Consider the following 16525-nt stretch of genomic DNA (forward strand, 5'->3'; position numbering starts at 1 on the left):
TCTACAACCACCACTTGCCCCAATCAGCCCTGCAGAGCAAGACGCCTATGCAGGCTATACGTGGGTGGTACGATTCACACCCTCATTTGTTCCATCGGCGGCCTTATGATCGTCCGGGACTCGACACGTAAGCAAACGACCGGTCGTGGCCGATAGCAGACGTCTATATTTGGCATAGATAGCACAACTTATTTCCCTCACAGGCACCCGCGACCATGTCACAAAAATGACATCAACGATGTCATCAGGGTGTCATATCACGACATTACCATCGCTGCAATTCAGATTCGTAATCAGTTCATCATTTTTGATTACGAATTCAAATCTGCCGGAGGTGTCATGATCGAACTACAGAATGTCTCAGTCAGTTATGGTGATGCGATTGCACTGTATCCCACCACTCTCAAACTCCATCAGGGACAGTTCACCGTATTGCTCGGATCTTCCGGCGCTGGAAAATCCACGCTACTTCGCTGTATTAATTCGCTGCATGCGTCGCAGCGCGGCGCCACCATTGTCGCCGGCTTAGGAAATTTGGCGAACTCGCGTGCATTGCGCATGCATCGCCGACAGACTGGCATGGTGTTTCAACAGCATCAATTGATTGGCCGACTGACGGCTTTGCAAAACGTTTCGATGGGCCGAATGGGCTACCACACGGCATTACGCAGTCTATTCCCCCTCCCGGCGAAGGATCAATCCATATGCCTGCAAAGTCTGGACCGAGTCGGCTTATTGCACAAAGCCTTAAGCCGTGTCGACGCATTGAGCGGCGGCCAGCAGCAACGCATCGGTATTGCCCGGGCTCTGGCTCAGCAACCTAAACTGGTGTTGGCTGATGAACCGGTAGCCAGCCTCGATCCTGCTACTGCAGAGCGAGTGCTAAGTCTGCTGCACCGCATTTGTAAAGAGGACGGGATTTCGGCGGTCGTCAGCCTGCATCAGGTAGACCTCGCTCAACGTTATGCCGACCGTATTATTGGCCTGTCCCATGGCCGAGTCATTTTTGATGCCGCCCCGCAGACTTTGGATCAAGCCAGTTACGACACGCTGTATGAACAAGTACCCCGTTCTTCTTTGAGCGTTCCACAAGACGCTCGAGAGGAACGGCTTATCGATACTTCATTTCCCATGTAACTTGCTACCGTAAAGGATTGATTATGAAAAAACTCGCATCCGCATTAATGTCTGTCTTGCTTGCCGCCGTCTGCAGCATTGGCCATGCATCATCCAATCCCGATCCAGAAACGCTCAAAGTTGCGCTGCTGCCGGACGAAAACGCATCGACCGTAATTAAATACAACAAGCCGCTCGAAATCTATCTGGAAAAAGAGCTGGGAAAGAAAATTGAGCTGGTGGTTACCACTGATTACTCGTCAATGATCGAAGCCATGCGTCACGGCCGTATCGACATGGCATATTTTGGCCCCTTGTCGTATGTGCTGGCTAAGCAAAAGAGCGACATCGAGCCATTCGCAGCGATGAAGCAAAAGGGTAGCACTACCTACCAGTCCGTATTGATCGCCAATACTGGCGCCGGCATCGCCAAAATCAGTGATATCGTCAACAAGAATGTCGCTTACGGTGATAAGGCATCCACCTCCAGCCATTTGATTCCGAAGTCGATATTGGCGGAAAACGGTTTGAAAGCCGGCGAAAACTATCGCGAACACTTTGCCGGTGCGCATGACGCGGTGGCCATGGCCGTGCAAAACGGTCACGCGCAGGCTGGCGGCTTGAGTAAGCCGATTTTTGAATCCCTGGTTCAGCGCGGACTGGTCGATCCCAACAAAGTAAAAGTTCTTGCCGAATCGAAGCCATATCCGCAATACCCGTGGACCATGCGCAGCAATCTGAAGCCGGAACTGAAGGAAAAGATCCGTGCAGCCTTCTTGAATCTCAAAGATCCGGAAGTCCTGAAACCTTTCAAAGCCGATGGTTTCGGCCCGATCAGCGACAAAGACTATGACGTGGTGCGCAGCCTTGGCACACTGCTCAAGCTCGATCTGTCGAAGTTCTAAGTGAGCGACAGCATGCAAGCTGATTTTGGTTTGATTCTGGCCGAGCGCCAGCGCGTATGGAACCGCACGATACTGCAGTTTGCCGTTGTGCTGGCGATTGTGATCGGTTGCTGGTATTACGTCGGCCTATTTGATGCCGAGCGATTGAAGGATGGCATGCCAAGCCTGGTAAAAATTGCCGGCGAGATGTTCCCACCGAACTTCTCGCAGGCTGGCACCTGGGTCAAACCGGTACTGGATACCTTGGCCATGAGTATCGCCGGCACGGCAATCGCGGTATTGCTATCCATTCCCTTAGGAGTGCTCGCCGCGCGGAATACTAGCCCTCATCCACTCGTGTATCAAGCCACACGCGGCCTGTTAAACGCTTTGCGATCGATACCCGAACTGATCATGGGTATCCTGTTCGTGGCAGCCGTTGGCTTCGGCGCATTGCCGGGTGTTTTAGCCCTAGGCTTACATTCGGTTGGCATGATCGCCAAATTTTTTTCGGAATCGATCGAACATGCCGATCCGGCACCGGTAGAAGCCGCGCATGCAGCGGGCTGCACGCCATTGCAGGTGATTTTTCATGGGATCTTTCCCCAAGTGCTTCCGCAAATGGCCGATACCGCGATCTATCGATGGGAATACAACTTCCGTGCTTCGACCGTGATGGGCATGGTCGGCGCCGGTGGAATCGGGTTCGAGCTGATGGGCTCTCTGCGCATCATGCAATACCAGGATGTCTCGGCTATTTTGCTGGTTATTTTAGGCATGGTTACCCTCGTCGACGCCTTCAGCTCCTTCCTGCGTCGCAAGTTCAAATAACTCCCAAAGCTTACAAAGGTTTTTATGAAGCCCAAAGTCGTCCTCACCCACTGGGTGCACCCGGAAATCATCGAATTGTTGTCCGCTAGCGCCGATGTTATCCCCAACACCACACGGGAAACCTTGCCGCGTTCTGAGGTAATTGCGCGAGCCAAAGATGCGGATGCACTCATGGCTTTCATGCCGGACAGCATCGACAGCGCGTTTCTCGAGGAATGTCCAAAGCTGCGTGTCATCGGCGCCGCGCTTAAAGGCTATGATAACTTCGATGTCAACGCCTGCACACGCCACGGTGTATGGCTTACGATTGTGCCGGATTTGCTTACGATCCCGACCGCTGAACTGACTATCGGCCTTCTTCTCGGTTTGACAAGGCATATGCTGGAAGGCGATAGGCAAATCCGTAGCGGACACTTCCAAGGCTGGCGGCCGACACTATATGGCTCTGGTTTGACAGGAAAAACGCTTGGCATCATTGGTATGGGGGCGGTCGGCCGTGCAATCGCCCAGCGCTTGGCTGGCTTTGAAATGAATCTCTTGTATTGCGATCCGATTCCGCTCAATGCCGAACAAGAAAAGGCTTGGCACGTACAGCGCGTCACGCTCGATGAACTGCTCGAAAAATGTGATTATGTCGTGCCGATGGTTCCGATGGCCGCAGAGACACTGCATCTGATCGATGCCACCGCGTTGGCCAAGATGAAAACCGGTAGCTACCTGATCAATGCATGTCGCGGCTCGGTCGTGGATGAGAATGCGGTGATAGCAGCACTGGCGTCTGGAAAACTAGCTGGATATGCAGCCGATGTCTTCGAGATGGAAGAATGGATACGCGCTGATCGCCCGCAGGCTATCCCCAAGGCGCTGCTCGACAATACGGCACAAACGTTTTTTACGCCGCATTTGGGATCGGCGGTCAAGGAAGTTCGGCTTGAAATCGAGCGGCAGGCAGCGATGAACATCATCCAGGCACTCGCTGGTGAAAAACCGATGGGCGCGATTAATCAGCCGTATCCGGGAGTAAAGGCGGCGTGATAGATCTGGAGCGTGTGGCGACGTTCATTGCCGTCGTCAAATGCGGGGGCTTTCGCGAAGCGGCGAAGCAAACTGGATTGTCCCAGCCAACAGTAACGCACCATATCAAGCGGCTGGAGCAGTCTTTGCAGGCCCGGCTGATTGACCGCGCAACAATGCCGCAAAGCCTGACATTGGAGGGAAAGATTTTTTTCCCCTATGCGGAACAATTGCTCCGTACTAGCCATAAGGCTACGGCAGCCCTCCACAATAAAAGCCTGGTCGTTGGTGCAAGCTCCAATATCGGCATTTATCTTTTACAACCCTATATCAAGGCGCTCCAAGATAAATTAGCAAACAAGATCGATGTGAGGATCGGCAAAAATATCGAGATTGCCGCTTTGCTGGAAACGCTTGAAGTGGATGTAGCGGTAATGGAGTGGTGGGACTCACGTCCTGGGTTCGTCTCAACAGTATGGCGGCGCGAGAGGATGGTTGTCATTGTTCGCCCCGGCCATCCTTGGGCTGCCGAGTCGACCATTCCACTTAAGTGGTTAAAATCCCAGAACTTGCTTGGAGGCGAAGCGGCTACCGGAACTGGGCGCCTACTACAACAATATGCCGGTGCCGACTCGGCAGAGTTCACAGTGGGTATGCAGTTAGGTAGCACCGAGGCGGTCAAACACGCGGTCCACGCAGGGCTAGGAATCTCGCTTGTGATGGAAAGCGCGGTCAAGCATGAACAGGCAAGCGGATGGTTACATGCAATTCCGATTGAAGAAGATGTTTACAAAGATCTTTATCTCGTACATCGCTCAGAAACTTCGTTAAGCGGTCCGGTGGCAAGCCTTGCAGATTTGATTCTCCATTCTCCGGATTTAGGCTCAATAGAATATAAATAGCAAAACGAATGCCTGCTTCTGGCCGGGAGTAGCCTACCGCGTAGCGGTGCATATCGTCACCCTCAGTCGCCACCCCTACAGGAGTTGCCGACTACAACCGACCGCATCTAAACCCGCGCCAGCAAAGGAAATGACCTCGAGAACGCTCGCGTGGCCACCAGAGAAAACGGAGAACAGAGATGCGTCGGCGGGGGCGGAAAGGCCGCCTTTGCAGAGGTGGCGCTCGTGAGACCAGGCCTGGAAACCACGCCAACACTGGGGGGAACAGACGAAAAAAAACCAACCGAGAACGGTTGGTTTTTCAAATAGTGGGGCTGGCGTCTACTGAATGAACGCCGCAAGTAATTGATTTTCAATGAATTGGCTAATGCAGTTTTAAGATTTGTTCCCCGATTTGTTCCCCGGTGCCGGTCGTGATACCCCGATTTCTGGGGCCAAACTGTGCCATCAAAACCTGCTCATCCTTCGTTGCATATTTTCTCCTCTCTGTTGCATTTTCCCGACTCTGTGCCCCCCAGCCCCGCGCCATGTTTTTGATCCTCGCGCGCGCGAAGCGTCCGGCAAATTCAGGGTTTTTCAGGTTCTGGAACGGCTCGTCGCCTGCAATGCAGCCCCTGGGCAATCGGGGTCGGCTTCCAGCGCCAGCAACAAAAAAGCCCCACGGCGGGGGCTTGGGGTGGTGTGGGTTTTTTTGAAACCCGCACCTCATGCGTTTCGAATACCCGGAAACAGGGGGATTTGAGCGACTGACTCACGATGCTTCATCGCGTGCAGCGCCAGGGTGTAACCATCGCCGTAACCATGCCTCAGTCCTGTCGGTTCAGCAGCAACTCAAGCTGCGCAGTTGGGTCGGGCGGTTGCGGTACGTGCTGGGCATCATCCAGCCCCGGCCCCTTTGGCCTTCGCCTGGGTCTGGTGGGTCGCGGCGCTGCCTCGCCACCTCCAGCAGCAGGGCACGGGCGTGCATGGACAGGCGTAGATAGGCGGGCGAGTCCAGCACCGACCACGGCAGGGCCACGAACCCGCCAGCGTCCCGGCCCGCATCGCCCCGGCGTAGCTTGTTGCGTCCGTTCGCCATGGCTCAGGCGTTCGCAGGCAGCACCACGCGGCGGGCAGCGGCGCTGTGTGCATCGGCCCGGCCATCCATCGCAGCTCGGGCCTCGGCCATCGCTTCGCGGTTTGTCGGGTGCAGGCCCAGCAGCATTTCATTGACGCCAGCGTTACCAGATAGCGGGTCTTGGGTGTAAACGACTGCCTGCCACATCACTACCTTGTCCATCATGCGCCCCCGTGGTGTGTTGCTCTCGTTGGTCAGGGCGTCATGGGCCAGGGCGCAAATGCCGCCAAAAGTCCGGGTGTCGCCGTCAATGGTCATCCGGTCGTGCGTCTCGATGGCGCAGCCGTCATCAAGGGCCTTCTCCAGCGCGGCCAGTGCCAGGCGCAGGGCCTCGCGCAATGCGGCGGCCTCGCCCTGGGGGTGGACGGTGTGGTGGGTGCTGCTCATGGTCAGCCCCCCGCTTGCAGTTGGCCGATGGACGCCAGCGCCTGCACCAGCTTGCGGCGGGCAGCGGCGAAGTTGCCGCGCTCGATGTAGTTGGATGCCAGGTTTGCCGCGTTGAAGGCGGCCAGAACGGCGGTCAGGTTGGCGGTGGGGATGGTGTCCGGTGTGGACGTGCTGGGCGCGGGTTTGCGCTCAGTGATTGCGATCATGGTCTTGGCTCCTGCTGGAGAAACAAGGAATCCACCGTTTGCGTTTTCAAGCGCAGCGGGTGGGCGGGATGTTGAAAACACGCCAGCAGACGTGCGGCCATCCTTGCGGGTAGGCCCATCCCGCCCGAAACCTTGGGGGCGTGCTCGCGCACTGCTCCCGGAATTTGGGCGTGACAAAACCCCGCTTGTCGGTGGGGGCTGCAACCGCTGCTGGATGTGGTGTTTTCAAGCACCGGGCCTTTCGGCTTGAGCGAACTGTAGCACGGCAAGTTGTGTCGGCCAATATCGAACCTCGTAAACTGCTGGCCGTGCCGAACCGGCGAGTTGTGTCACCCGGTTCACATACTTGGCGGTGTTCATCGTCGCGCCAGGGGCACACCACATTGCTTTGCCGGTCAGGCGAATCCTGTCCATATACCGAGTGGTGCCAGTCGTCGCACTAGGGGCAAATTAACCAGCCTCACGCACGCTTCCAACGAAACACATCTCTCAGTCGGGCCAGGAGGCCACGCTTTCGCGGCTTCTGCTTGTACCAATCCGGGTCGTACCGGGTGTCGTTTGGCGGAACGTCAGACTTGCGACTCGCAGGGCCGTAATTCCAGTGAGTCACTGCCTCTGCGGGCTGAGGGAAACGGCCTTCGCTGGTTGGTTCGAGTGGCATAAAAGCTAAGGAAAACTGAGCGTCACAGGCACTGTAACGCAGCACCCGCAAGCATCGCGCTTTTCAGTGGTAACCGGCCTGGTAACCAACACTGCGATGCAAATACCGATTTCATGGATACCTGCTCGAATACCAGCCTCGCGCGCGTGCGCGTACTGTTCGGAAAACTCGCCCGCCCGCGATTAGCCCCGCGCCATGTTGTTGATCCTGCGCATTTCGGCCAGCTCGGCATTCAGCGTCTTGGTCAGCTCTCTCAGTTGCGCACGGTGCCCGCCCTGCCAGGCGTTACGTGACGCCGTCGCCTTACCCTCGGGTGTTCGTGGGCCGGTGCTTTGCTTCCACGGTTGCCATTGCCGGATCAGCTCGGCCTGCCGCTGCCGCCGCTCCAATGTCCAGGGTGTTGCCATGCTGGTGCTCCAATAGTTCGTTTGGTGGACTTTGAGTTTTCCCCGCGCTCGAAGATGTGCCGTTGTTGACCTGCTGGGGGCCGTTGGCAATGTTGGCCTGTTTGATGTAGGGCATGGGGTTCTTCATCAGTGCCAGAGTTTCCGCCGTTGCCCGCGCCTGGGACTGCGCCTTGAGGGCCAGCCGCATCAGCACCTCGATGCCCTTGAACGAATCCTGCCGCCCTGAGCGTTGCGCCAGGTTGTTGAATAGTGCATCCAAGGTCAGAAACTGGTTGGTCAGTACGCGCTCAAAGCGCCCCATGTCTCCGGCTACGGTTTCATCACCAGCCTTGCGCATTGCGGCCAGTAGCTCCGTCACTCCCAGCTCTTTGCCACCGCCTGCATAGGCTTGCAGCGTGATGGCCGTGAGTGCGCCGTCGGTTGCCAGCGCGGCCAGCTTTTCTGAGCGGTTGTCATCCGGCTGCACTTCAACCCGCAATGCATTGGGATCAGGCGGGGTTTTGCCCTTGCCCTTGGTGTTTTTGGTGGTTGCCATGGTCTATCCCTTCAAGTCTGAATTCATGCTGCTGTAGGCTGTCCAAAGTTCAAAGCCTGCCCCCGTATCGGCATTCTGCCGCCCTGGATAGACTCCGAGAGCTATGAGGGCAAGTTCATGAGCCACAACACCATCCAAGTCCCCAGCGACGACTATGATCGTTTCGTAGATGCTGCACGGGCAGCAGCCAAGCCCGAACTCGGAAAATTGGTGCAAGCCACCATCGCCGCGCTACGTGAGATGGATGCCGTGGGTATGTTTGGCGACGTTGCCGCCCGCCATCTGTGGGACGAATACTGTTGGCAGTTGCAGGAAGGCCCGTATGACGACGATGACATGGGCTTTGGCTCCACCAGCAGTAACTTTGAACAAGTGCTGGACACAGTGATTGCGGAGGCATTGGATGCGCTGCCCCGGCACGCCCTGCTGTTCCTGAGCATCTACACGCGAGACGACATAGGCAATGACCCCGACAGCATTGGCAGCATCAGCCGCGACGCCATTGCCTCTGCCGTACTTGAGCGCGTCAACCAAATCGCTTCGCGGCGCAATCTAGACTTCATAGGGCCCGATCGTGGCAATGTCATCCCCATGGAAATCAGCTTGGCCGGCCTAGCTGGCGAAGCCCTTTCTGATGCAGGTGAAAGCAGTGACTTCCTGTCGGAATATGTGGACCAATTGCTGGCGGGCGATGCCGACGACATTGCCCATGTCAGCCATGCACTGCTGGAGCGCTACATGGAATTGCTGCGCGAAGATGAAGACGGCTTGCTGCTGTCCTCCCTGCATGACCGATTCGAGAACGACATCAGAACGTTGGTGCTGGAAAAGGATATTCGCCCAGCAGTGGAGGACGCGGTGGGGCAGTTGCAGTGCACATTGGATGAGGAATCCTGATACCCGACAGTGCACGCCCACCATGAAGGCTTACGACAGCCGTATATCGCTGACGACTATAGTCCAGTTAGGAATGCAATGACCTTGCTTCTCGGCTCTTCTGCTACTCCACACAAATAGTCCTGACAAGTCCCATCAGGTTGGCGAGCAGTTTTTTTTTATCTCCTATGCCTACTTGCCGCATTTGTCAGCACACCTTCAAGTCCCTCAAGTTCCAGACCGAACATATCGATATCTGTACTCGATGTGTCGGTAGCCTCAATCGCTCACCTGTACCAGCGAAGAATGCAGAGGCTGAATTGGCCGAAATGCTGGCACGGGGCATGCAGCGCAATGCTGAGCGCGACTTGTTATCCGATGAGGAATGGAAACGCCGGAAGGCTCAGCGGATTCTGGCGGACTTGGACTCGGCAGTGGCAGATGCACTGCATGACTGGATCACATATTTACTGAAGAAGCCTGAGAACAGCACGCGCAACTTTAAGATCATGCGCGCCCATAGGCGCGGCCTGCTGCGCATGGATGGATCAGCCGATTACCCAGGGGACTGGATCGATGTAGCCCGCCGCATTCGTCGCCGCGATGGCTACAAATGCGTGACATGCGGTGCGGCTGACACCATATTGGATGTGCATCACATCATCTACTTGTCGCACCACGGTACCAATCAGCAAAGCAATTTAGTCACGCTGTGCAGAAAATGCCACGAGGCCGAACACGAGCGTGAGTTCGATTGGATGGAGGCGACAGACCCGGAGTCAGCCTCTCCGATACGCCCCCCGCCAGGCTCTTGCGCTCCTGTATCGCCCCCCGCCACAACACCGGTAACTCCGCCTGAACCTGCTACGCCCACCTGGACACAACCCGGCACCCAGAACCCTTCTTCAATCCTGCGAGAAACACCCCCCCTTGACCTAGCCTGCCCCAGGTGTAGTACCCAACTGACGGCCAAGCTCACGACGGCCGTTCTTGAAAGCCAAAGGGTGCGCTGCCCTTCTTGCACTCTGGTATTCAACGCATCAGACGGACTTGACTTCTGGGTCACCCGGCATGATTCCAGAAAAAGAGCGTCTGAAGAGCAATGGTTGGCGGCTCGGGAAGAACTATCGCAAGTTCAGTCAATCGTTACACCAGCACCAGCACCAGCACCAGCACCAGCACCAGCACCGCCGCCTACTTCTACCACAGCAATTCCCAGAGAATCCACCAAACCGCAACAACAAAAAAACCGTACGCCTGCTCACCTATGGAAGACAGACCTGCTGGTGTTTGCGGTAATTCTGGCCCTCGTCATCTTCATCGGCATCAGGAATTGGTTTGGGCCGTGAGAGATATTTGTGTCAGGCCTGCGCCAACGATAAAGACCAACTTGAAGCCCTTTGAAATTTTGATCTAACCGTTACCGGGAGACACGTCTATGAGCAATACGAGCAACTACTGGATTCCAGCGGGCGACCTGTCAGAAGGGCAGGCGTTGCTGCTGGCTGTCCCGTCGAAGGCCAAGCCAGACCCGCAGGTGTATCCGATGCTTCTGGCGGAGAAGCTGCAAGACCTGATCGACCAGGACGAAAAGGAGGCGCAATCAGCACTGGAAATGTCGCAGGAGCATCTGCCGGAGCTGTATCAGATCGCGCAGGATCAACCGCCGAAGTGGTGGGGCACGAGCCTAACGAACAGCGACTCAATGCACAGTCTTTTGTCCCACCTCGATTGGTCGAAGCCGGGCAAGGTGCAACCTCTCCCGCAGCAAGACAGCCTGCGAAGCCTGCTGGAACAACTGCCGTAGCAGATCAGCCAGCAACGGCGGGCAACGAGTTTCAGGCGATCTACGACTCGCGCATTTCGCGCAAGGATCACAGTGGTATCGAATGCGCTCCCGGGCAGCGCTGCAACAGCATAACCATGTCACGAGCCAGGCCCGCATCGCCGGAACGAACAGCAACGCCAGCCATGAACCAGTTGCCACAGCGCCAGGGGGTAGCGCCTTGCAAGTGGCGGCACTCCAAGCACAGCCGACGGTCGTCGTCCTCACGGTCACGGGTCACCAGCCTATCGGCCAGCTTCTCAGCTTGGGCTTCGTCGGCACCACGCCGCACGAACAGCGCAGCGCGTCGGTTGAACAGCTCTATCTCGCAGGTGTTCCATGCGCTGCTGTGTGGCCAGCAATAGCGGTCGGGGTTGAGGGCTGTATCTTTCGCGGCAGGCTGCGACTTTTGCGACTCTGCGACTTTTGTCCCTGCCTGCACCTCGAAAGTCGCAGAAGTCGCAGGGGGGTAAGAGCGCGCCAGCAGGGTTTGAGGGTCAAACCACATGGTGATGCACCTCCCACGCCTTGCGCGCCTTCACGCCGTCAATCTCCGTCCCTGCCGGGCATGCGGTGATGTACCCGGCCTCGACAAGCTGCTCTATCGCCGCCATCAGTCGCGCCTTGTTGCGCAGTTGCGCAGGGCCAGCGTTGAGAACATCGCGGGTTCGGAATTTGCGCATGCCTCGCGCGTGTAGCCAGTTCGACAGCGCCTCCGCATCCTGCACAGACTGCGGTACAGCAGCTGCGCCACGAATACGCAGCGCCTCGGCCAGATACCACTGGATCAGCACGAGGGCGCGCGCCAGGTGGTCAGCAGTAATTTCGCTGGTGCCCATGCCGCCCTCAATTGCAGCCAGTACGCCAGCAATGCGGCAGGCGTTTTCTACCGCCTTCGCGGTGCGGTCGCGCAGCTCGCTCAGGTCGTTCCCAGCCGCCATCAATGTTTCGAACTGGTTTCCCGCTTGCAGCGCCAATTGACCGGCCTCAGCCGACAGCGGCAGTTCCAGGGGATCAAGTTCTTGCGGGTTTTTCTCCGACGTGCGCGGCTCAGTCTCCAGCAGGCCAGACAGCACGGCAAACATGCGTTTGAGCTCGGGCCGGGCCCCTGCCCACTCGAATGCATCAGCGTGCCGCGTGCCGATAGTGGACGCGGGCCATGCCACCAGACAGCGCGCCAGCAGCCCCTGTCCATTGGCCAGCCGGTCGGACAAGAGTTTGACCATCACGTCCCCTTGCGCCAGCTGGTGCAAGGCCATGCGTCGCCCGTACAGGATGCCCACGCCATCGCCAGCGCGCACGCGGTCGAAAGGCGCTCCGTCCCACATCTTTGACCAGCGCGTGATGGTCTTGAGGAAGTTGTCGCCGTTGAGTGCATGCCCGCCAATCAGCAGGCCGCCTTCGTCGCTGAAAAGCGCCACGCTCGGCTGCGCCATGGCCAGCAGCTTGTAGAGCCCTTCCGCCGTCGGGTCGGTCACAAACCGCAATGGCGCAATGGGTGCAACAGGCTTGTCTCCGACGGCTGCAACCGCATCGCGTATCTGCTCGGCGGTGGCCGTGCCTTTCTTGCCCTGGGTGGCAGCGGTACGCGCCGCCTCGGTGGCCTTGCTCCATGCAGCCATATCCGCTTCATGCCGTTCCATATCCTCCTGATAGGCGGCCATGGCGGTTTTTTCATGGGCCTTTGCCGCTCCGAGAACTACATCATCAACCGCGCTCTTGCGCTCGCCAGACTCGCCCACGGTCAGCAGGAAGAGCGATAGCGGCTTGCGCTGGCCCCATGGCAGTTGCACATCAAAATGCGCTTGCGCGGCCAGACTGGCAGCGGCCAGCACAGACTGGCAGCACAGCGCCAGGGGTGCTTTGACCACTTCGTGAAGAGCTCGCGCAGCGCCACCCAGCACGTCGCCCAGCGCATAAACGGGGTACGCCTCGCCAGGTGGCAATGGCGCGCGCAGCGGCTCGGGTGCGGTGGTGGCCGGGTCTATGTCGATACCGTGGGCCACGTCCTCCAATGGTGGAAAGACGGGATCAGCCACCACGGCCACAGCCGCATCAAAGCACGCCTGCACAGCCCCCAGGCCGGCCCGCTGGTGCAGGTCGTTGAAGTCGGTTTCTGCCTCGTTGCGCTGCTCGCCAAAGTTAGGTTTTGTCAGGTAGCCACCTACGGCCCTTGCCGCCTCGGTGGCCTTGGTGATGCCCGGATTCTCGTCGGTAAACGCATCATCGTCAGCCGCCAGGATCAGGCGCAGCTTGGGGTATTTGCTGTGCAATGCCTGGGCCACTTCCAGCAGGTTGCCCGCGTTCATTGCGCACGCTACGGCATGGCCGGTGGCCTCATGGATGCTGGCCCCGGTGGCAAAGCCCTCGCATACGATCAGCACGCCCTTAGGCTTACCGATGCCAAAGTAGCAGCCCTTGATGCGCCCGCCCGGCTGAAAGCGCTTGTCCCCCTCCGGGCCGATGGCTTGCAGGCTGTGCAAAGTGGTTGACGCATCGCGCAGCGGGATAAGAAGCGCCTCGCCCTCGGCCTTGATGCCGTGGGGTTGAATACCCTTGCGCACCAGGTAGGGATGATCTGCCGGGGCCGGTAGCGCGGCTTCCCAGCGCTGCGCCGCCGCCGTCGCTGCATCGTGCTGGCGCTGGGTCTTGTCGGCTTCGCGCTGCTGGGCAATGGCCTGCATGCGCTGGTGGTGGGCGCTGCGTTCGGCCTGGGTCATGGCCTGGGTGTCCTTGCTGCACCAGGTCTGCGATAGACCGCTGCGCCAGCAGCCAAAAGCGCCCGCCGGAACGTCGCCATCGTCGTGCAAGACATACCAGCCCGATTGATCCATGCGCTTGCCGTTGGTGCTGAATCGGTACAGCGTGCCGTCGCCGTGGATCACCTCGGGCACGGGCAGGCCAGCACCTGCAATGGCTTGTTGGAATTGTTCGGATGCGATCACAGCCGCCCCCCAATCTGCGCCAGAAACAGCGCGGCATCGTGCAAGCTGGGCAGGTAGCGCACCAGCCCCCAGCGCTCGGCCCAATAGGTGGTTGTGCCGTCCTTGGACGTGACGCTGTGCAGGTGGTGGCCTTGCTGCGCGTAGGCGCTGCGAAGGGCGTGAAAATCCGTGTCCCTAGCGGTAGACTGTGCGGTGTTTGGGGCGCTCGATTCTGCTATGGTGGGGTCGGGCGTTTTCTTTGTGGTCATTGCACGCCCTCCCACTGCTTTGCCAGCGCCAGCAGCTTTTGCTGTGAACGTCGCTCGCGGCTTTTGGCATTGCGCAGGTGCTGGTATTCGCCAGCCGTTGCGGCCATCATGGCTTTCCAGTTGGCATCGCCCCGCGCAAGGTCGGTGTGCTGGTGGCCGGTGGAATTGCGCCAGGTGGTGTACCCGCCGCGCAGCAGCTCTTTGCAGTGCTGGGTGTGGGCTACGGCCTGGGTGTAGTGGATGGCGGCTTGCGCAAGTGCGAGAAGGTCTTGGGGCTTGGTCATGGTCGCCCTCTCAAACCGTCGCAAGTTGATCTACCCGCTTGGCATGCAGGCGGTTCACCAGCTCGCGGATTTCCTCATCAGACTGGCCTGCGATGCGGGCCCGGACAATGGCCTTCACTTCGTAATCAGGCCACGCCTTGGCGCGCTGCCCAATGGCTACGGGTTTTGTCCAAAGCCCGTCCCGGATGCGGTTGTAAATGCTGGTGTTGCTGCGGTCGCCTGATTCAGCTTTGCAGGCGTCGATTCTCCAAAGTGCCATTGCTGCCCATCCTTTCACGGCATTGGTTGCCGGTGTTTCGATGGGTGGCAGTTTGGTTTTTTTGGCTTGATGTTTGAAGCCTGTCAGGCGGTATGGTGCAGGCTCTGCCGGTAGACCCTACACCCTACCGGCAGAACCTACGCTTTGCCGGTAGAGCGTAATTTTTTCCACTCACCCACCCATTTCCGAATGGTGCGCCATGACATCGGAACAAGCTTTAATTCATGGATGGTGTCAGCAGCCACGTCTAGTATCTTCGGCGGGTTCTTGTCCAGCCAAGCAAATACGTCTTGCTGCATGGCGCGGTTTTCCGCGTGGGCAGCACTCGCTCCTGCCTTGGCCAAGGTTTTTTTCCCTTCCTCAAATGCTTTAGGAATCAGGTCAGCCAGCACCGACGATTGTTCTCGTCTGAGTTCCATCACGGACTTGGCCATCTGTGAAAAAACCCTCGATTCTGCAAGTCTGAGCGCAAGTTCTGAACGACTTAGGTTGCTCGCGTTGATTGCTGCAAGCTCCTTAGCCAGTCTTTTTTCAACGGCTTCTTTGAGTTCTTCTGCCGTCACCTCGTCAAAGTCTTCGTCTTCCTGAGTCATTGCTTCCCTGTCTCGCTGCCCCGAAAAGAGGCCAGCGCCGCCGGGTCAGGGTGCCCCGGTTGTCCCCCGTCGGGTAAGGCGTGGCGTCAAACTGTTGTCTATGCCCGCTTGAGTTGCACCACGTCAGCACCTGCGGCCAGCTTGTCCAGGTAGTCCGCCCAGCGCTGCATCATGGTCTGGCGCTGCTTCAGGTAGGTGGTGCGGTTGTAGGCGCGCCCGTTGGCATCGCGCACGGCATGGGCCAATTGCGCCTCAATCACCAGCGGATCACATTCCAGCCGCTCGGCCAGCATGGTGCGTGCCGTCGCCCGGAAACCGTGCCAAGTCTGAATGTCGGGCGTGTAGCCCATGGATATCAGCGCTGTGCGCACCGAGTTTTCAGATATGGGCTTGCTGCGCTGGCGCTCTCCGGGGAACACCAGTCCGGTTGATTCCGTGTAGGGCTTCAGGACTTCCAGTATCTGCACGGCCTGGGTGGGCAGGGGGACAAGGTGAGGCTGTCCGTTTTCCTTGCCGTCCTTGGTGCGCTTCATGCGCGCAGCGGGGATCGTCCACAGCGCTGCCTCCAGGTCGATTTCTGCCCAGCTCGCGCCGCGCAGTTCGCCGGGGCGCTGGAACAACAGTGGAGCAAGTTTCAACGCCGCCCGAACCACAGGCCCACCCTTGTAACCCTTGATGGCGCGCAGCAGTTCGCCCAGCCGCTCGGGGTCGGTGATAGCAGCAAAGTGCGTTCCCCGGTAGGGGGCCAATGCGCCTTTCAGGTCGCCGGTAATGTCCCTGTTCACTCTGCCCGTGGCTACCCCGTAGCGCCACACTTGCCGCGCCAGCATCAGGCCACGGTCAGCAGTTTCTACAGCGCCGCGTTCCTCGATCTTGCGCAGCGTTGCCAGCAGCTCCACGGGTTCGATATCGGCCAGCCGCCGATCCCCCAGCCACGGGAACAGGTCACGCTCAAACTGGCGCTTTGCCCGCACTGCATGGGCTTCGCTCCATTGGGGTTCCTGCTTTTCGTACCACTCCAGGGCCACCACTTTGAAGCTGTCGCCTGCCGGGTTCATTGCTTTGAGCCTCTCTACCTTCCGGGCTTGAATGGGGTCTTGTCCCTCGGCTTTTTGCAACTTGGCAGCATCCCGCGCCCGTCGCGCCGCAGTCAGCCCCACAGCCGGATAGCTGCCCAGCGCCAGCCGGGTTTCCTTGCCGTCACGGTAGATTTTCTGGAACCAGCGCTTGGAACCCGCCGGACTGATCTCCAGATACAGCCCTGCGCTATCGGTCAGGCGCTCCCGCTTCTTGTCGGGTGGGCAGGTGGCATTGCGGCACTGGGCGTCGGTCAGCATGGGGCGTTTCCTGGGGTGTTCCCCGCTCTTGGCAGGGCAGTTGTTCCCCGCCTACCGGGGTAAAACAGGTTTTGTTCCCCGATATGTTCCCCGCTCAC

General features: G+C 58.4%; 19 protein-coding genes and 1 pseudogene. 10 read left to right on the plus strand and 10 right to left on the minus strand.

Features of this window, described 5'->3' with window-relative positions:
• The 6 genes and pseudogenes from FK527_RS07795 to FK527_RS07820 form a co-directional block, all read left to right on the plus strand.
• Window positions 1–131 (plus strand): annotated as a pseudogene (locus FK527_RS07795) (IS481 family transposase); the annotation flags it as partial.
• A gap of 208 nt (window positions 132–339) precedes the next feature.
• Window positions 340–1137: a phosphonate ABC transporter ATP-binding protein gene (gene phnC / locus FK527_RS07800; protein ID WP_013722037.1), complete on the plus strand. Its 798-nt coding sequence runs from the start codon at window positions 340–342 to the stop codon at window positions 1135–1137.
• 23 nt (window positions 1138–1160) lie between these two features.
• The gene (gene phnD / locus FK527_RS07805; RefSeq protein WP_144732082.1) at window positions 1161–2021 is read left to right on the plus strand and encodes a phosphate/phosphite/phosphonate ABC transporter substrate-binding protein; all 861 of its coding nucleotides are present in this window, start codon (window positions 1161–1163) and stop codon (window positions 2019–2021) included.
• A gap of 12 nt (window positions 2022–2033) precedes the next feature.
• Window positions 2034–2831 carry a phosphonate ABC transporter, permease protein PhnE gene (phnE, locus tag FK527_RS07810; RefSeq protein ID WP_009238668.1) on the plus strand — a complete coding sequence of 266 codons (798 nt, stop codon included), beginning with the start codon at window positions 2034–2036 and terminating at the stop codon, window positions 2829–2831.
• Window positions 2832–2855: 24 nt separating this feature from the next.
• Complete coding sequence (locus FK527_RS07815; protein ID WP_009238667.1) at window positions 2856–3866, plus strand: phosphonate dehydrogenase; 1011 nt, start codon at window positions 2856–2858, stop codon at window positions 3864–3866.
• Window positions 3863–4747, plus strand: coding sequence for a LysR family transcriptional regulator (locus tag FK527_RS07820; protein WP_144732085.1), 885 nt, complete (start codon window positions 3863–3865; stop codon window positions 4745–4747). Before FK527_RS07815 ends, FK527_RS07820 begins: the two co-directional genes overlap by 4 nt.
• A 1081-nt stretch (window positions 4748–5828) precedes the next feature.
• Here FK527_RS07820 and FK527_RS07830 read toward each other — a convergent pair.
• A complete protein-coding gene (locus FK527_RS07830; RefSeq protein WP_144732091.1) occupies window positions 5829–6251 on the minus strand; it encodes a hypothetical protein in 423 nt (140 codons plus the stop codon).
• A gap of 2 nt (window positions 6252–6253) precedes the next feature.
• Window positions 6254–6457 carry a hypothetical protein gene (locus FK527_RS07835; protein WP_144732094.1) on the minus strand — a complete coding sequence of 68 codons (204 nt, stop codon included), beginning with the start codon at window positions 6455–6457 and terminating at the stop codon, window positions 6254–6256.
• 774 nt (window positions 6458–7231) lie between these two features.
• Between FK527_RS07835 and FK527_RS17240 the strand changes: the two genes are divergently transcribed.
• Window positions 7232–7411, plus strand: a complete 180-nt coding sequence (locus FK527_RS17240; RefSeq protein WP_186298409.1) for a hypothetical protein — start codon at window positions 7232–7234, stop codon at window positions 7409–7411.
• A gap of 10 nt (window positions 7412–7421) precedes the next feature.
• On the opposite strand, the gene FK527_RS07845 is transcribed toward FK527_RS17240, so the two are convergent.
• Window positions 7422–8060 (minus strand): hypothetical protein, encoded by a 639-nt coding sequence (locus FK527_RS07845; protein ID WP_144732099.1) that lies wholly within the window; start codon window positions 8058–8060, stop codon window positions 7422–7424.
• Window positions 8061–8177: 117 nt separating this feature from the next.
• Here FK527_RS07845 and FK527_RS07850 point away from each other — a divergent pair, with 117 nt between their 5' ends.
• From FK527_RS07850 to FK527_RS07860, 3 genes are all read left to right on the plus strand, one after another.
• The gene (locus FK527_RS07850) at window positions 8178–8957 is read left to right on the plus strand and encodes a hypothetical protein (protein ID WP_144732102.1); all 780 of its coding nucleotides are present in this window, start codon (window positions 8178–8180) and stop codon (window positions 8955–8957) included.
• A 308-nt stretch (window positions 8958–9265) separates the two neighbouring features.
• Window positions 9266–10285 carry an HNH endonuclease gene (locus tag FK527_RS07855; protein WP_246072732.1) on the plus strand — a complete coding sequence of 340 codons (1020 nt, stop codon included), beginning with the start codon at window positions 9266–9268 and terminating at the stop codon, window positions 10283–10285.
• 89 nt (window positions 10286–10374) lie between these two features.
• Window positions 10375–10743 (plus strand): hypothetical protein, encoded by a 369-nt coding sequence (locus FK527_RS07860; protein ID WP_144732108.1) that lies wholly within the window; start codon window positions 10375–10377, stop codon window positions 10741–10743.
• A 67-nt stretch (window positions 10744–10810) separates the two neighbouring features.
• Here FK527_RS07860 and FK527_RS07865 read toward each other — a convergent pair whose 3' ends face one another.
• The 7 genes from FK527_RS07865 to FK527_RS07895 form a co-directional block, all read right to left on the minus strand.
• Window positions 10811–11269 carry a hypothetical protein gene (locus FK527_RS07865; protein WP_144732111.1) on the minus strand — a complete coding sequence of 153 codons (459 nt, stop codon included), beginning with the start codon at window positions 11267–11269 and terminating at the stop codon, window positions 10811–10813.
• Complete coding sequence (locus FK527_RS07870) at window positions 11259–13481, minus strand: DUF3987 domain-containing protein (protein WP_246072720.1); 2223 nt, start codon at window positions 13479–13481, stop codon at window positions 11259–11261. Before FK527_RS07870 ends, FK527_RS07865 begins: the two co-directional genes overlap by 11 nt.
• Window positions 13482–13702: 221 nt before the next feature.
• Window positions 13703–13954 (minus strand): hypothetical protein, encoded by a 252-nt coding sequence (locus tag FK527_RS07875; protein ID WP_144732117.1) that lies wholly within the window; start codon window positions 13952–13954, stop codon window positions 13703–13705.
• Entirely contained in the window at window positions 13951–14238 is a 288-nt protein-coding gene (locus FK527_RS07880; RefSeq protein ID WP_144732119.1) for a hypothetical protein, read from the minus strand. The genes FK527_RS07875 and FK527_RS07880 overlap by 4 nt, the downstream gene beginning before the upstream one ends.
• A 10-nt stretch (window positions 14239–14248) precedes the next feature.
• Window positions 14249–14497, minus strand: a complete 249-nt coding sequence (locus tag FK527_RS07885; protein WP_144732122.1) for a helix-turn-helix transcriptional regulator — start codon at window positions 14495–14497, stop codon at window positions 14249–14251.
• A 137-nt stretch (window positions 14498–14634) separates the two neighbouring features.
• Window positions 14635–15090, minus strand: a complete 456-nt coding sequence (locus tag FK527_RS07890) for a hypothetical protein (RefSeq protein ID WP_144732125.1) — start codon at window positions 15088–15090, stop codon at window positions 14635–14637.
• A gap of 98 nt (window positions 15091–15188) precedes the next feature.
• Window positions 15189–16427 carry a tyrosine-type recombinase/integrase gene (locus tag FK527_RS07895; protein ID WP_144732128.1) on the minus strand — a complete coding sequence of 413 codons (1239 nt, stop codon included), beginning with the start codon at window positions 16425–16427 and terminating at the stop codon, window positions 15189–15191.
• Window positions 16428–16525 lie beyond the last annotated feature (98 nt).

The organism is Extensimonas perlucida (assembly GCF_007655255.1).
Lineage (GTDB): Bacteria > Pseudomonadota > Gammaproteobacteria > Burkholderiales > Burkholderiaceae_C > Extensimonas > Extensimonas perlucida.

What these genes read in the sequence shown, in the direction of transcription:
- phnC (WP_013722037.1), top strand. Translation starts at nt 340, where the DNA reads ATGATCGAACTACAGAATGTCTCAGTCAGTTATGGTGATGCGATTGCA.
- phnD (WP_144732082.1), top strand. Translation starts at nt 1,161, where the DNA reads ATGAAAAAACTCGCATCCGCATTAATGTCTGTCTTGCTTGCCGCCGTC.
- phnE (WP_009238668.1), top strand. Translation starts at nt 2,034, where the DNA reads ATGCAAGCTGATTTTGGTTTGATTCTGGCCGAGCGCCAGCGCGTATGG.
- FK527_RS07815 (WP_009238667.1), top strand. Translation starts at nt 2,856, where the DNA reads ATGAAGCCCAAAGTCGTCCTCACCCACTGGGTGCACCCGGAAATCATC.
- FK527_RS07830 (WP_144732091.1), bottom strand. Translation starts at nt 6,251, where the DNA reads ATGAGCAGCACCCACCACACCGTCCACCCCCAGGGCGAGGCCGCCGCA.
- FK527_RS07835 (WP_144732094.1), bottom strand. Translation starts at nt 6,457, where the DNA reads ATGATCGCAATCACTGAGCGCAAACCCGCGCCCAGCACGTCCACACCG.
- FK527_RS17240 (WP_186298409.1), top strand. Translation starts at nt 7,232, where the DNA reads ATGGATACCTGCTCGAATACCAGCCTCGCGCGCGTGCGCGTACTGTTC.
- FK527_RS07845 (WP_144732099.1), bottom strand. Translation starts at nt 8,060, where the DNA reads ATGGCAACCACCAAAAACACCAAGGGCAAGGGCAAAACCCCGCCTGAT.
- FK527_RS07850 (WP_144732102.1), top strand. Translation starts at nt 8,178, where the DNA reads ATGAGCCACAACACCATCCAAGTCCCCAGCGACGACTATGATCGTTTC.
- FK527_RS07855 (WP_246072732.1), top strand. Translation starts at nt 9,266, where the DNA reads ATGCTGGCACGGGGCATGCAGCGCAATGCTGAGCGCGACTTGTTATCC.
- FK527_RS07860 (WP_144732108.1), top strand. Translation starts at nt 10,375, where the DNA reads ATGAGCAATACGAGCAACTACTGGATTCCAGCGGGCGACCTGTCAGAA.
- FK527_RS07865 (WP_144732111.1), bottom strand. Translation starts at nt 11,269, where the DNA reads ATGTGGTTTGACCCTCAAACCCTGCTGGCGCGCTCTTACCCCCCTGCG.
- FK527_RS07870 (WP_246072720.1), bottom strand. Translation starts at nt 13,481, where the DNA reads ATGACCCAGGCCGAACGCAGCGCCCACCACCAGCGCATGCAGGCCATT.
- FK527_RS07875 (WP_144732117.1), bottom strand. Translation starts at nt 13,954, where the DNA reads ATGACCACAAAGAAAACGCCCGACCCCACCATAGCAGAATCGAGCGCC.
- FK527_RS07880 (WP_144732119.1), bottom strand. Translation starts at nt 14,238, where the DNA reads ATGACCAAGCCCCAAGACCTTCTCGCACTTGCGCAAGCCGCCATCCAC.
- FK527_RS07885 (WP_144732122.1), bottom strand. Translation starts at nt 14,497, where the DNA reads ATGGCACTTTGGAGAATCGACGCCTGCAAAGCTGAATCAGGCGACCGC.
- FK527_RS07890 (WP_144732125.1), bottom strand. Translation starts at nt 15,090, where the DNA reads ATGACTCAGGAAGACGAAGACTTTGACGAGGTGACGGCAGAAGAACTC.
- FK527_RS07895 (WP_144732128.1), bottom strand. Translation starts at nt 16,427, where the DNA reads ATGCTGACCGACGCCCAGTGCCGCAATGCCACCTGCCCACCCGACAAG.